This window comes from Ruegeria sp. AE3, from assembly GCF_056542225.1.
The window spans coordinates 1,139,836-1,152,869 of record NZ_JBQFZL010000001.1 but is presented as its reverse complement, the minus strand read 5'-3'; the positions used below and the strand labels follow the sequence as shown (position 1 = coordinate 1,152,869).

Genomic DNA, 13,034 nt, shown 5'->3' with positions numbered 1-13,034 from the left:
GAGAGCACATGGCTGCCCAGAACGGAAAAGACCTTTTGGTCAAAGTGGATATGAACGGCACGGGCCTGTTCCAGACCATTGCGGGCCTGCGGGCCACGCGGATCAGTTTCAACGCCGAAAGCGTGGACGTCACCAGTCTGGAAAGTCAGGGGGGTTGGCGCGAGCTGTTGTCGGGGGCGGGGGTCAAATCGGCCTCGATCTCGGGTTCGGGCGTGTTCAAGGATGCTGGTACGGACGAACGTGCGCGGCAGCTGTTTTTTGACGGCGAGACCCCGGCGTTTCAGGTTGTCATCCCAGATTTCGGCATTGTCGAGGGGGCGTTTCAGGTGACGGGCATCGAGTATGCGGGCTCACACAACGGTGAGGCGACCTATGAGATGAGCATGGCAAGCGCCGGTGCGCTGAGCTTTACGGCGCTGTAATCGCATGGCCAATCCGTGGACGGGCGAGGTGGCACTGACCATCGATGGAGAGCGGCGGGTGCTCAAGCTGACGCTGGGCGCTTTGGCGGAACTGGAGCAGGAGCTGAACACCGGATCCATGGTTGAGCTGGTGCAGCGGTTTGAGGGTGGCGCGTATTCCAGCGGTGACGTGCTGGCGCTGATCGTTGCCGGATTGCGGGGCGGAGGCCGGAATGCCACCCGCGCCGACCTGTTTCATGCCGAGATCGAGGGCGGCCCGATGGCTGCGGCCAAAGCGGCGGCCGAACTGCTGGCCCGTGCCTTCATGGTGCCGGAAACGACATGAGCGGGTTCGACTGGCCCGCCCTGATGCGGGCCGGGTTTCTGGGGCTGCGGCTGACGCCGGAGCAGTTCTGGCGTCTGACCCCGGCGGAACTGCGGCTGATGCTGGGGCAGGGCGCCGGGATGCCCGCGATGAACCGGGCAGGCCTTGACGCGCTGCTGGCCGCCTTCCCGGACAAGCAACAAGGAGAGCGTGATGACGGATCGTGACGGGTTTGACGACTTGCAGGAACGGGGCGCAGCGCTGGGCGATGCCCTGGGTGATGCTGCGACGATGGCCGCGGCGTTTGACAGCCAGATGAAGCGGATCAGCGCCGCGTTCGAGGAAACCGGCAAGGATGTCGCCACGCTGGAGCGGGGCATGTCCAGCGGTTTGCGCAAGGCCTTTGATGGTGTGGTTCTGGACGGGATGAGCCTGTCAGGCGCGCTGGATGTGCTGAAGAACTCGTTGATCCAAACGGCTTATGCAGCAGCGATCAAGCCGGTGACGGATCATTTTGGCGGATTGCTGGCAAACTCGGTCGGCGGGTTGGTGCAGGGTCTTCTGCCCTTTGCCGATGGCGGCAGTTTCAGCCAGGGCCGGGTGATGCCGTTTGCCAATGGCGGCGTGGTCAGCAGCCCGACGATGTTTCCAATGCGGGGCGGCACCGGGCTGATGGGCGAGGCCGGCCCCGAGGCGATCATGCCGCTGGCGCGCGGCGCGGACGGCAAGCTGGGCGTGCGCACGCAGGGCGGCGGGCGTTCGGTGAATGTGGTGATGAACATCACGACCCCGGATGTGCAGGGGTTCCGCCGCTCGCAGGGGCAGATTGCAGCACAGATGAGCCGTGCGTTGGGGCGCGGCAATCGCAACAGGTAAATCAAGGAGCAGGTGATGACTTTCCACGAGGTGAGATTTCCCGCCAGCCTGAGCTTTGGCTCGGTCGGGGGGCCCGAGCGACGCACGGATATCGTGACGCTGGCCAACGGGTTCGAAGAACGCAACACGCCCTGGGCCCATTCCCGGCGCAGGTATGATGCGGGGCTGGGGATGCGCTCGCTGGACGATATCGAGACGCTGATTTCGTTCTTCGAGGCGCGGCAGGGCCAGATGTATGGGTTTCGCTGGAAGGACTGGTCGGATTTCAAATCCGGCAAGGCCACGCTGGATGTCGATGTCGGAGATCAGGTTATCGCACGCGGCGACGGTGTGCGGACTGAGTTTCAGCTGATCAAGACCTATAGCTCGGGCGGGGTCAGCTATGCCCGCCCCATCGTCAAGCCGGTGCTGGGGACGGTGCGTCTGGGGCTGGATCAGGATGAGATCCGGGAGGGTGTGGAATTCGAGGTCGATCTGGCAACCGGCCGGATCACCTTTGCCGACCCGCCACCGGAAGAGGTGGATATCACCGCCGGGTTCGAATTCGATGTACCAGTACGGTTTGACACCGACAAGATCCATACCAGCGTCGCCAGTTTTCAGGCCGGAGAGGCGCCGAACGTTCCCGTGGTCGAGGTGCGTGTCTGATGGCTGTGGATGAACAGGGCCTGCACGCGCATCTGCAAAGCGGAATGACCACTGTGTGCCGGTGTTGGGCGATCAGACGCCGGGATGGTCAGGAATACGGGTTCACCGATCATGATCTGGAACTTGGCTTTGACGGATTGACGTTCAGGGCCAGCACCGGATTGACGGCGGCGGCCATCGAACAGGCCACCGGCCTGTCCATTGACAACACCGAAGCCATGGGCGCGCTGTCGGATGCGGCCATTCGCGAAGAGGATATCGAGGCGGGGCGGTTCGACGGGGCCGAGGTGCGCGCGTGGCTGGTCAACTGGGCCGACCCGGATCAGCGTATCCTTCAGTTCCGGGGTTCGATCGGGGAATTACGGCGCGCAGGCGGCGCATTCCACGCCGAGCTGCGTGGCCTGACCGATTTGCTGAACCGCCCGTTGGGGCGCGTGTATCAGAAGCCTTGTACTGCCGTATTGGGGGATCGGACTTGTCGGTTCGACATGGATACGCCCGGCTATTGGATCGAGGGCGCCGTCACCGGTTTCGATGGCGGAACCGTTCTGCTTGTGGCAGGCGGGGGAACCATCGATGACGGGTGGTTCGAGCGCGGCAGGGTCGACGTAGTGTCGGGAGCGGCGAAGGGGCTTTGGTCTTCAATCAAGCATGACGGGCAGGTAGCGGAAGGGCGGCAAATCACGCTCTGGTCCGGTTTCGGGGAAAGCCTGGTGCCGGGTGACATGGTCAGGCTGCGGGCGGGGTGCGACAAACGCATGGAGACCTGCCGCCTGAAGTTCAACAACCTGCTGAACTTTCAGGGCTTTCCAGATCTTCCGGGCGAAGACTGGGTGATGGCCGTTCCCAAACAGAGCAAAGCCAACAGCGGAGGGAGCCTGAGGTGACGATACACAGGCAGGATATTGTCGCAGAAGCGCGCAGCTGGTTGGGGACGCCTTATGTGCATCAGGCCTCGACCAAGGGGGCGGGTACGGATTGTCTGGGCCTGCTGCGCGGCGTCTGGCGCGCCGTGATCGGGCAGGAGCCCGAGGCGGTTCCGGTTTACAGTCTGGACTGGTCCGAGCCGCAGGGCGAGGAACGCATGTGGGCGGCGGCGCGGCGGCATCTGGTCGAAAAACCGGCCGCCGATTTCGCGGTCGCAGATGTGCTGCTGTTCCGGATGCGCGATGGCAGCGTGGCCAAACATCTTGGCATCGTCAGCGTCGCAGGCTCTGAGCCGAGGTTCATTCACGCCTATTCCGGTCATGGCGTCGTCGAGAACGCGCTGAGCGGCCCATGGCATCGCAGGGTCGTTTCCTGTTTCGAATTCCCGTTGGAGGTGCTCTGATGGCTACTATTCTTCTTTCCGCAGCCGGGGCCGCGCTGGGCGGGTCAATTGGTGGCACCGTCGCGGGCCTGTCCACCGCGATCATCGGCCGGGCCATTGGCGCGACGGTCGGGCGGGTTATCGATCAGAGGTTCTTCAGCCAGTCCGTTATGGGCAGTGGCAGCGAAGTCGTCGAAACAGGCCGCATGGACCGGTTCAGGCTGACGGAAACCGGCGAGGGCGCGCCGGTGACCACTGTCTTTGGGCGTATGCGCGTTGGCGGTCAGGTCATCTGGGCGTCGGACTTTCTTGAGACCGAGACCCGGGAAACGCAGGGCGGCGGAGGCGGGGGCAAAGGCAAACCCAAGGCCCCCGAAGTGACCACCGTCAGCTACAGCTATTCGATTTCGCTGGCCATTGCCGTTGGTGCGGGTGAAATCGCCGATGTCGGGCGCATCTGGGCAGACGGGGAAGAACAGGACCGATCCGGGCTGAACATGCGCATCTATCACGGCACGCAGGATCAGTTGCCCGATCCCCTGATCGAAGCAATCGAAGGGGCGGGCACGGTGCCGGCCTATCGCGGTACAGCCTATGTGGTGATCGAGGATTTCCAGCTTGCGAGTTTTGGCAACCGGGTGCCGCAGTTCTCGTTCGAGGTGGTGCGCCCCGCGCAGCGCGACTTGCCTGATTACCCAAGCGCCCTGCCGCAAATCGTGCGCGGGGTGGCGATGATACCGGGCACGGGCGAGTATGCGCTGGCCCGTTCGCAGGTGAATTATACGCAATCCGGGACAAGCTGGGCGGCCAATGCGCATTCTGCGTCCGGTGTATCGGATCTTGTGAGCTCGACCCGTGCGCTGGAGACCGAGCTGCCAAATTGCGATGCGGCCTCGTTGGTGGTTTCGTGGTTCGGTGACGATCTGAGATGCGGCACATGCACGATCCGGCCCAAGGTCGAACAGAGTGGCACGGACAGCCGCAACATGCCATGGATCGTGTCGGATCAGGTTCGAAGCACGGCGGGTCAGGTCACCCGGCAGGACGGCCGCCCGGTCTATGGCGGAACACCCGCAGACCCGGCGGTGGTCGAGGCGATCCGACACCTCAACCAGTCGGGAAAGCGGGTCATGTTCTATCCGTTCATCCTGATGGAGCAATTGCAGGGAAACGGGCTGCCCGATCCCTGGTCGGAGGCCACAAGTCAGCCCCACCTGCCTTGGCGGGGACGGATCACGCTGGATGTGGCGCCGGGGCGCGCAGGGTCTGCTGATCAGACCGCGGCGGCGGACGCGCAGGTGGCCGCGTTCTTTGGGACGGCAAGTGCTGCGGATTTTACGATCAACGAAGGATTTGACGCCCCGGTGGACACGGGCGGCGGCAGCGGCACCAGCGGCTCGGGCCCGGTGCTTGGCGGGCGGCCGGATGATCGCGGGCCTGGCGATTTGCAATGGGTAAACGGTGGCGGCACGTTTGGCGGCTTGCTTGGTAATGGTCCCGTTCCGGCCACGAAAATCGTCAAATACTCCGGCCCGCAGGAATGGGGCCTGCGCCGGTTCATTCTGCACTATGCCATGTTGTGCAAGGCGGCTGGTGGGGTGTCGTCCTTCTGTATCTCGTCCGAGATGCGTGGCCTGACCCAGATCCGCGGGGCCTCGGGGTTTCCCGCCGTTGCGCAACTGCGTGCGCTGGCGGCAGAGGTGCGCCAGATTCTGGGCCCGGACACCAAGATCGGCTATGCGGCGGATTGGAGCGAGTATTTCGGATACCAGCCGGATGGAAGCGGTGACAGGTATTTTCACCTCGACCCGTTATGGGCGGATGACAATATCGATTTCATTGGCATCGACAACTACATGCCTTTGTCCGACTGGCGTGATGGAGAAAACCACGTGGACGCCGAGGGTGGTGCGCCGTCGGTCTACGACCTTGGGTATCTGCGCGACAATATCGAGGGGGGCGAGGGGTATGACTGGTATTATGCCGCGCCGGAAGAGGCCGATGCACAGATCAGAACGCCCATCGAAGATCAGGAGCATGATGAGCCATGGGTCTGGCGCTACAAGGACCTGCGCGGCTGGTGGTCAAATCTGCATCACGAGCGGATCGGTGGCGTTCGTCAGCCCAATCCGACCGACTGGGTGCCCGGATCAAAGCCGATCTGGTTTACCGAGTTGGGATGTGCGGCAATCGACAAGGGCACGAACCAGCCGAACAAGTTTCTGGATCCGAAATCGTCTGAATCGCTGTTGCCTGCATATTCAAACGGACTGCGTGACGATTTCATTCAGGTCCAGTACCTTGCGGCGACCCTTGGATATTGGAGCGACCCGAACGTCAACCCGGTGTCGCAAGTCTATGGCGGACCAATGCTGGACCTGGCGAATGCCTATGTCTGGGCGTGGGATACCCGCCCGTTTCCGACCTTTCCAAATCTGCGAAGCCAGTGGGATGATGGGGCAAACTATGACCGGGGGCATTGGCTGAACGGCCGGTCCGGCTCGCGCACGCTGGCCTCGGTCGTGACTGAGATATGCCACGCGGCAGGGGTGACGGATATCGATGTTACCGGGCTTTATGGCGTGGTTCGGGGATATGTCATCGAAGATGTGACAAATGCGCGGTCGGCTTTGCAGCCGCTGATGCTGCGCTATGGGTTCGACGCGATCGAACGGAACGGCATCTTGCGCTTTCAGATGCGGGATGGCTATGGCGCGATTGGCGTGAATCCCGATCATCTGGCGATCAGCGGTGATCTGGATGGCACGGTTGAACACCGGCGTGAAGCCGAGGCCGAGATGACGGGCCGCGTGCGCCTGCGCTTTGTCCAGTCGGATGCGGATCACGATCTGGTTGCGGAAGAGGCGGTTCTGCCCGAGGACAGCACGCATTCGGTCTCGGTCAACGAGATGCCGTTATCCATGACACGCACCGAAGGCCGGCAAACGGCTGAGCGCTGGTTGAGCGAGGCCCGTGTTTCCCGCGATACGGTGCGGTTTGCCTTGCCGCCATCGCTGCTGCATCTGGGCGCAGGTGATCTGGTGCGGTTGTCAGAAACCGAAAACAGCCCGCTTTACCGGATTGACCGACTGGAATCGGCCGATCTGCAACTGGTCGAGGCGGTTCGGGTTGAACAGGGCGTGTATAAGGCATCGCAATTGCGCGACGACCCGGCGGTTGTCAGACCCTATGCCGCGCCCGTTCCCGTGTTGCCGGTGTTTCTGGACCTGCCGCTGATCACCGGGGCAGAGGTCCCGCATGCACCTTATCTTGCGGTGACCGCTGATCCCTGGCCGGGGGCCGCGACGGTTTATTCCTCCTCAACCGATGAGGGGTACAGCCTGAGTGATGTGATCCCCGGTCAGGCCATTGTGGGCGTGACCGAAACACCGCTGAGGCGCGCCAGTATCGGCGTCTGGGACGAAGGCGCGGCCGTGAAGGTGCGGCTGTTGGCCGGTCAGTTGGAATCGCGTCCGCGTGGCGCGGTTCTGAACGGTGTCAATCTGGCGGCCATCGGCGACGGAACACCCGGCAACTGGGAGGTGTTCCAGTTCTCGGATGCCACGCTTGAGTCCCCCGGCGTTTACGCGTTGTGCGGGCGGTTGAGAGGCCAGTTGGGGTCGGATGCCCTGATACCGGATGTCTGGCCAGACGGGTCCATATTCGTGTTGCTGAACGATCAGGTGCAGCAGATCAACCTGTTGCGCAACGAGCGGGGTTTGGCCAAACACTATCGCATCGGCCCGGCGACCCGTGGTTACGATGATCCGGCTTACCAGCATCTGATCGCCTCATTCGACGGCAATGGTTTGCGCCCGTTTTCCCCGGTTCACCTCCGGGTGCGATCCGACGCAACCGGCGATCACCTGACCTGGGTGCGGCGCACCCGGTTGGATGGGGATGACTGGTCAGGGCTGGAGGTTCCACTGGGCGAGGAAAGCGAATCCTATCTTGTGCGTGTCTTTGCTGGGGGAACCCTTGTTCGTGAAGAGATGACATCCCTGCCAGGGTGGTCCTATTCGGCGGCATTGAAGGCGGCAGATGGTCTGACCGGGTCATATGAGGTCGGGATTGCGCAGGTGTCGGCCATTTACGGCCCCGGTGCGATGGCGCGACTGGTTGTCGGGTAAGCGGCCCGATGCGACCGCTATTGCACGGTGATGTAAGTGCCGCGGCGCGCGCCTTGTTGGCGGCGCCGCCGCCAGAGCGGACCCGCTTATGCGTCCGGATGATCCATGAAGCGGAACTGGCCGACATACACCGGGCGCGCACGGGTCAGCTGCATCCGGTTTACGGCAACGGATCGCTGATGGCGGTTGCGCGCAACAGGGTGCTGGCCGATGAGCCGGGGTTTGACGATTTGCAATATTGTCAGTGTTTCTCGCTGGTTTTGCACCATCTTGCCGAGTTTCTGATCACCCGGTCGCACAGCTGACGCATTTGCTGGCGGTCAGATCCAGAGACAATCGCCCATCGGGAATACGGTCGCCGCAATCTTCGCAATATCCGTATTCCCCCTCGTCCAGACGCTTTAACGCGGCCTGAAGGCGGCGGGTTTCGACATTGCGATTCACCTGTTGCGCCTTTGCCATCGCCTGGTTTTGCAACGCATCCATGCGGCTGAGCCGACCAACCGCCTGCTGATCCAGTTCAACAACGGCCTGAGCCTGTTGGCCTGATGCGGACAATTGATTCAGTTCGGCCAGACGCTCGCGAATTCGTGTTTCAAAATATGTGCGCTCGGACTCATTCATTTTCGTTGTATCGCGGATCACGGGTTTGCGTTTGGCCTTTTTGCCACTAAATGGCATTCTAGGCGCAGCAAAGGATCAAAAGCTATGTTTGAAAAACGCAGCCCTGTGACACCGGTCGATCCGGTCTGGAACCGTATCACATCCGAGGCCCAAGCAGCCGTCGAGACGGAGCCGCTTATGGGCGGGCTTGTACACGCCTGTATCCTGCATCACCGCAGCCTTGAGCGTGCACTGTCCTATCGGATCGCGGCCAAGCTGTGTTCGAACGAAATGTCGATGATGGTTCTGCGTGAGATCGTGGACGAGGCCTATGCAAACGATCCTGGATTGCTGGAAGCCGCCCGCGCCGATCTGATGGCGGTTTATGAGCGTGATCCGGCCTGCCATCGGTTGTTGCAGCCGATCCTGTATTTCAAGGGCTATCAGGCCATGCAGGCCTATCGCGTGGCGCACTGGCTGTGGCGCAAAGGACGTTTTGATCTGGCCTATTTCTTCCAGATGCGATCGTCGGAGATATTCGGCATCGATATTCACCCGGCCGCGAGGATCGGCAAAGGGATCATGATCGACCACGCCCATTCCATCGTCATCGGTGAAACCGCCGTGGTCGGAGACAACGTTTCGATGCTGCATTCAGTGACGCTGGGCGGAACCGGCAAGGAGGAGGAAGACCGCCATCCCAAAATCGGAGATGGTGTTCTGATCGGGGCCGGGGCAAAGGTTCTGGGTAACATCAAGGTCGGCCATTGCAGCCGTATCGCCGCCGGTTCGGTGGTGTTGCAGGACGTTCCGCCGTGCAAGACCGTTGCCGGTATCCCGGCCAAGATTGTGGGCGAGGCCGGATGCGATCAGCCGTCGATCTCGATGGATCACATGCTGGGCAAAGATCAGTAGGTCGAATTGAACTAACAAAAAAGGCCGCCTCGATATTCGAGGCGGCCTTTTTTTCGCGAGGTCGGTATGGCTTACGCCAGCATGACCATCGGGTTTTCCAGATTGTCGACGATGGCTTGCAGTAGCTGCGCGCCAAGCGCGCCGTCGATGACCCGGTGGTCAACCGACATGGTGACAGACATCACGGTTGCCACGGTCAGCTCGCCATCATCCCCGACAACCGGTTTCTTGACGCCGGTGCCGACGGCCAGAATACCGGCATGGGGCGGGTTCACGATGGCGTCGAAATTGTCGATGCCGAACATGCCCAGGTTCGAGATGGCAAAGGTGCCGCCCTGATATTCATGCGGAGCCAGCTTGCGTTCGCGTGCGCGGGCGGCAAGGTCTTTCATCTCGGTCGAAAGGGCTGACAGGGATTTCATGTCAGCGTCTTGCAGGACCGGCGTGAACAACCCGCCTTCGATTGCGACAGCAACAGCCACATCTGACGGTTTCAGTTGCAGCACCCGGTCACCTGCCCAGACGGCATTACAAGCCGGAACCTGCTGCAACGCGTTGGCGACAGCCTTGATGATGAAGTCATTGACGCTAAGCTTGACGCCGCGGCCTTCCAACTGCTTGTTCAACTGACCACGGAATTTCAGCAGCGCATCGAGCTTGATATCGCGGCGCAGGTAGAAATGCGGGATGGTCTGTTTGGCCTCGCCCAGACGTGCGGCGATGGTTTTGCGCATACCGTCGAGCTTGATTTCCTCGTAAGGGCGGCCTTCGTACATCCGCGCGACCATATCCGCCGATGGACCAGACGGAGCTACTGGGGCAGCTGCGGGCGCGGCGGCGGTGGGAGCAGTGGCAGGAGCTGCTGCCGGAGCGGTGGCAGTTGCGCCTTCAACATCAACCTTGACGATGCGACCATACGGGCCGGAACCGGCAATCTGCGTCAGGTCGAGACCTTTTTGCGCAGCAATCCGGCGGGCCAGAGGCGAGGCAAAAATCCGACCACCATCAGCCTTGGCCGGAGCGGCCGGGGCAGGGGCGGCCGCCTCGGGTGCCGCTGGCGCGGCAGCCTCGTTGCCCGCGACGGCTGCGGGGGCAGCCGCCGTGGCTGCAGCCGGGGCTGTGCCAATGTCATCGGCGCTTTCGCCATCTTCCAGCAGAACCGCGATGGCGGTGTTGACCTTGACCCCTTCGGTCCCCTCGGGGATCAGGATCTTGCCGATGGTGCCTTCGTCAACGGCCTCGAACTCCATCGTGGCCTTGTCGGTTTCGATCTCGGCCAGCAGGTCACCGGAGGAGACGGTGTCGCCTTCCTTGACCAGCCATTTGGCGAGCGTGCCTTCCTCCATCGTCGGGGACAGGGCGGGCATCAGAATTTCTGTAGGCATCTGTCTGTCGCTCCTTACCGGTAGGTCACTTGTTTGACGGCGGCGATCACCTCATCGGTGGTGATCAGGGCCAACTTTTCGAGATTGGCGGCATAGGGCATCGGAACGTCCTTGCCGGTGCAGTTGATGACCGGTGCGTCGAGGTAATCAAACGCCTCCTGCATCACGACCGAGCTGATGTAGCTGCCGACGGACCCCTGCGGCCAGCCTTCTTCCACTGTCACCAGACGGTTGGTCTTCATCACCGAGTTGACGATGGCGCCAGTGTCCATCGGGCGGACGGTGCGCAGGTCGATCACTTCGGCGCTGATACCATCTTCGGCTAGCTTGTCGGCGGCTTCCAGCGCGTATTGCATGCCGATGCCAAAGCTGACGATGGTCACGTCCGAGCCCTCGCGCCAGATGCGGGCCTTGCCCAGCGGAATGGTCAGGTCATCCACCTGCGGCACCTCGAAAGAGCGACCGTAGAGGATTTCGTTTTCCAGGAACACAACCGGGTTGGGGTCGCGGATGGCCGATTTCAGCAGACCTTTGGCATCAGCAGCCGAATAGGGCATGACGACCTTCAGACCGGGGATCTGCATGTACCATGCGGCGTAGTCCTGGCTGTGCTGTGCGGCCACGCGGGCGGCGGCTCCGTTGGGGCCCCGGAACACGATGGGGCAACCCATCTGACCACCGGACATATAGAGCGTTTTGGCCGCAGAGTTGATGATCTGGTCAATCGCCTGCATGGCGAAGTTGAAGGTCATGAATTCGACAATCGGTTTCAGACCGCCGAAGGCCGAACCCACCGCGATACCGGCAAACCCGTGTTCGGTGATCGGGGTGTCGATCACGCGTTTGGAGCCAAATTCATCCAGCAGGCCCTGCGAGATTTTATAGGCCCCCTGATATTCGGCGACTTCCTCGCCCATCAGATAGACGTTTTCATCGCCGCGCATTTCCTCGGCCATTGCATCGCGCAAGGCTTCGCGCACGGTTTCGGACTTCATCTCAGCATCCGCGGGCCAGTCGGGTGACAGGTCCACCGCCGGAGCAGCGGGGGCTGCTGCGGCAGGAGCCGGGGCCGCGGTTGCTGTGGGGGTGGCCTCGGGCGCCGCTGCGGCTGCGGGGGCTGCTGCGGGCAGGGCTGAGGCGTCTTCGCCTTCTTCGACCAGCACCGCGATGGGGGTGTTCACCTTGACCCCTTCGGTGCCCTCAGTGATCAGGATCTTGCCAACGATGCCTTCATCGACGGCCTCGAATTCCATTGTTGCCTTGTCGGTTTCAATCTCGGCCAGGATATCGCCCGAGGATACGGTGTCGCCTTCCTTGACCAGCCATTTGGCCAGCGTGCCCTCTTCCATCGTGGGGGAAAGGGCGGGCATGAGAATTTCGGTTGGCATGTCTTATTCGTCCTCTCAGGCGTAAATATCAGTCCAGAGCTCTTCGACCGAAGGCTCGGGGCTTTCTTTCGAGAATTCGGCGGCCTGATTGACGATCTCCTTGATTTCCTTGTCGATCGCTTTCAGGTCATCCTCGGTCGCGTGCTTGCCGGTCAGCAGCAACTCGCGCACATGTTCGATCGGGTCGCTTTGTTCGCGGACCTTCTGAACCTCTTCGCGGGTCCGGTACTTGGCCGGGTCGGACATCGAGTGGCCGCGATAGCGGTAGGTCTTGATTTCCAGGATATAGGGGCCTTTGCCCGCGCGGCAGTGCGCGACAGCCTTTTCGCCTGCTTCCTTGACCGCCAGCACATCCATGCCGTTGACGATCTCGCCCGGAATGCCGAACGCTTCGCCGCGATGGAAGATGTCCTTGGTCGAGGTCGAACGGGACTGAGCGGTGCCCATGGCGTATTGGTTGTTCTCGATCACGAAAATCACCGGCAAGCCCCAGATGGCCGCCATGTTGAAGGTCTCATACACCTGACCTTGGTTCGCGGCACCGTCCCCGAAATAGGTGAAGGTAACGCGGCCGTTTTCCTTGTACTTGTCAGCAAAAGCCAGCCCCGCGCCCAGCGGAACCTGCGCGCCGACGATACCATGCCCGCCGTAGAAATGCTTTTCTTTCGAGAACATGTGCATCGAGCCGCCCTTGCCCTTGGACAGGCCACCGATGCGCCCGGTCAGTTCGGCCATCACGCCGCCCGGATCCATGCCACAGGCCAGCATGTGACCGTGGTCGCGATACGAGGTGATGCGCTTGTCGCCTTCCTCTGCAGCGGCCTCAAGCCCGACAACAACGGCCTCTTGTCCGATATAAAGGTGGCAGAACCCGCCGATCAGGCCCATGCCATAAAGCTGACCGGCCTTTTCCTCGAATCGGCGGATCAGCAGCATCTCGCGGTAGTATGTCTGGAGTTCTTCCGCAGAAACATTTGGTTTCTTTGTGGTTTTTCGCGCAGCCATCGTGGCGATCTCCCCCTTTCGGACAGATAGTTTAGCGTTAAACTATCTC

The 13,034-nt window shown here is 61.7% G+C and carries 13 protein-coding genes and 2 pseudogenes; 11 read left to right on the top strand and 4 right to left on the bottom strand.

Annotated elements, in window-relative coordinates:
* Positions 1 to 8: 8 nt before the first annotated feature.
* The 10 genes and pseudogenes from ACR0NZ_RS05730 to ACR0NZ_RS05685 all read left to right on the top strand — a co-directional run bounded on the left by ACR0NZ_RS05730 (position 9) and on the right by ACR0NZ_RS05685 (position 7,994).
* Complete coding sequence (locus tag ACR0NZ_RS05730; protein ID WP_480517454.1) at positions 9 to 422, top strand: phage major tail protein, TP901-1 family; 414 nt, start codon at positions 9 to 11, stop codon at positions 420 to 422.
* Between the two features lie 4 nt (positions 423 to 426).
* Positions 427 to 747, top strand: a complete 321-nt coding sequence (locus ACR0NZ_RS05725) for a gene transfer agent family protein (RefSeq protein ID WP_480517452.1) — start codon at positions 427 to 429, stop codon at positions 745 to 747.
* The gene (locus ACR0NZ_RS05720; RefSeq protein ID WP_480492981.1) at positions 744 to 953 is read left to right on the top strand and encodes a rcc01693 family protein; all 210 of its coding nucleotides are present in this window, start codon (positions 744 to 746) and stop codon (positions 951 to 953) included. The genes ACR0NZ_RS05725 and ACR0NZ_RS05720 overlap by 4 nt, the downstream gene beginning before the upstream one ends.
* The gene (locus ACR0NZ_RS05715; protein ID WP_480480413.1) at positions 940 to 1,602 is read left to right on the top strand and encodes a phage tail tape measure protein; all 663 of its coding nucleotides are present in this window, start codon (positions 940 to 942) and stop codon (positions 1,600 to 1,602) included. The genes ACR0NZ_RS05720 and ACR0NZ_RS05715 overlap by 14 nt, the downstream gene beginning before the upstream one ends.
* 15 nt (positions 1,603 to 1,617) lie before the next feature.
* Positions 1,618 to 2,250, top strand: coding sequence for a DUF2460 domain-containing protein (locus ACR0NZ_RS05710; protein ID WP_267364987.1), 633 nt, complete (start codon positions 1,618 to 1,620; stop codon positions 2,248 to 2,250).
* Positions 2,250 to 3,137, top strand: coding sequence for a DUF2163 domain-containing protein (locus tag ACR0NZ_RS05705; protein ID WP_480517450.1), 888 nt, complete (start codon positions 2,250 to 2,252; stop codon positions 3,135 to 3,137). The genes ACR0NZ_RS05710 and ACR0NZ_RS05705 overlap by 1 nt, the downstream gene beginning before the upstream one ends.
* Positions 3,134 to 3,580 carry a C40 family peptidase gene (locus tag ACR0NZ_RS05700; protein WP_480517448.1) on the top strand — a complete coding sequence of 149 codons (447 nt, stop codon included), beginning with the start codon at positions 3,134 to 3,136 and terminating at the stop codon, positions 3,578 to 3,580. Before ACR0NZ_RS05705 ends, ACR0NZ_RS05700 begins: the two co-directional genes overlap by 4 nt.
* Positions 3,580 to 4,911, top strand: a pseudogene (locus ACR0NZ_RS05695) (baseplate multidomain protein megatron); the annotation flags it as partial. The gene ACR0NZ_RS05700 and the pseudogene ACR0NZ_RS05695, both read left to right, overlap by 1 nt.
* 162 nt (positions 4,912 to 5,073) lie before the next feature.
* Positions 5,074 to 7,689, top strand: a pseudogene (locus tag ACR0NZ_RS05690) (baseplate multidomain protein megatron); the annotation flags it as partial.
* An 8-nt stretch (positions 7,690 to 7,697) separates the two neighbouring features.
* A complete protein-coding gene (locus ACR0NZ_RS05685; protein ID WP_480517446.1) occupies positions 7,698 to 7,994 on the top strand; it encodes a DUF7742 family protein in 297 nt (98 codons plus the stop codon).
* Here ACR0NZ_RS05685 and ACR0NZ_RS05680 read toward each other — a convergent pair.
* Complete coding sequence (locus tag ACR0NZ_RS05680) at positions 7,975 to 8,313, bottom strand: TraR/DksA family transcriptional regulator (protein ID WP_480517444.1); 339 nt, start codon at positions 8,311 to 8,313, stop codon at positions 7,975 to 7,977. The two genes, ACR0NZ_RS05685 and ACR0NZ_RS05680, sit on opposite strands and share 20 nt — an antisense overlap.
* 84 nt (positions 8,314 to 8,397) lie before the next feature.
* Here ACR0NZ_RS05680 and cysE point away from each other — a divergent pair, with 84 nt between their 5' ends.
* Positions 8,398 to 9,207, top strand: a complete 810-nt coding sequence (gene cysE / locus ACR0NZ_RS05675; RefSeq protein WP_480473363.1) for a serine O-acetyltransferase — start codon at positions 8,398 to 8,400, stop codon at positions 9,205 to 9,207.
* Positions 9,208 to 9,278: 71 nt separating this feature from the next.
* Here the strand turns inward: cysE and ACR0NZ_RS05670 are convergent, their stop codons facing one another.
* The 3 genes from ACR0NZ_RS05670 to pdhA are packed head-to-tail and all read right to left on the bottom strand — an operon-like array spanning position 9,279 to position 12,985.
* Positions 9,279 to 10,592, bottom strand: coding sequence for a pyruvate dehydrogenase complex dihydrolipoamide acetyltransferase (locus ACR0NZ_RS05670; protein ID WP_480517442.1), 1,314 nt, complete (start codon positions 10,590 to 10,592; stop codon positions 9,279 to 9,281).
* Positions 10,593 to 10,606: 14 nt separating this feature from the next.
* Positions 10,607 to 11,980, bottom strand: a complete 1,374-nt coding sequence (locus ACR0NZ_RS05665; RefSeq protein WP_480517440.1) for a pyruvate dehydrogenase complex E1 component subunit beta — start codon at positions 11,978 to 11,980, stop codon at positions 10,607 to 10,609.
* A gap of 15 nt (positions 11,981 to 11,995) precedes the next feature.
* Positions 11,996 to 12,985, bottom strand: coding sequence for a pyruvate dehydrogenase (acetyl-transferring) E1 component subunit alpha (pdhA, locus tag ACR0NZ_RS05660; RefSeq protein ID WP_209503593.1), 990 nt, complete (start codon positions 12,983 to 12,985; stop codon positions 11,996 to 11,998).
* Positions 12,986 to 13,034 lie beyond the last annotated feature (49 nt).

Bases quoted from the DNA above. Each gene is read 5' to 3' on its own strand.
- ACR0NZ_RS05730 (WP_480517454.1), top strand. From the start codon at position 9: ATGGCTGCCCAGAACGGAAAAGACCTTTTGGTCAAAGTGGATATGAAC.
- ACR0NZ_RS05725 (WP_480517452.1), top strand. From the start codon at position 427: ATGGCCAATCCGTGGACGGGCGAGGTGGCACTGACCATCGATGGAGAG.
- ACR0NZ_RS05720 (WP_480492981.1), top strand. From the start codon at position 744: ATGAGCGGGTTCGACTGGCCCGCCCTGATGCGGGCCGGGTTTCTGGGG.
- ACR0NZ_RS05715 (WP_480480413.1), top strand. From the start codon at position 940: ATGACGGATCGTGACGGGTTTGACGACTTGCAGGAACGGGGCGCAGCG.
- ACR0NZ_RS05710 (WP_267364987.1), top strand. From the start codon at position 1,618: ATGACTTTCCACGAGGTGAGATTTCCCGCCAGCCTGAGCTTTGGCTCG.
- ACR0NZ_RS05705 (WP_480517450.1), top strand. From the start codon at position 2,250: ATGGCTGTGGATGAACAGGGCCTGCACGCGCATCTGCAAAGCGGAATG.
- ACR0NZ_RS05685 (WP_480517446.1), top strand. From the start codon at position 7,698: ATGCGACCGCTATTGCACGGTGATGTAAGTGCCGCGGCGCGCGCCTTG.
- ACR0NZ_RS05680 (WP_480517444.1), bottom strand. From the start codon at position 8,313: ATGAATGAGTCCGAGCGCACATATTTTGAAACACGAATTCGCGAGCGT.
- cysE (WP_480473363.1), top strand. From the start codon at position 8,398: ATGTTTGAAAAACGCAGCCCTGTGACACCGGTCGATCCGGTCTGGAAC.
- ACR0NZ_RS05670 (WP_480517442.1), bottom strand. From the start codon at position 10,592: ATGCCTACAGAAATTCTGATGCCCGCCCTGTCCCCGACGATGGAGGAA.
- ACR0NZ_RS05665 (WP_480517440.1), bottom strand. From the start codon at position 11,980: ATGCCAACCGAAATTCTCATGCCCGCCCTTTCCCCCACGATGGAAGAG.
- pdhA (WP_209503593.1), bottom strand. From the start codon at position 12,985: ATGGCTGCGCGAAAAACCACAAAGAAACCAAATGTTTCTGCGGAAGAA.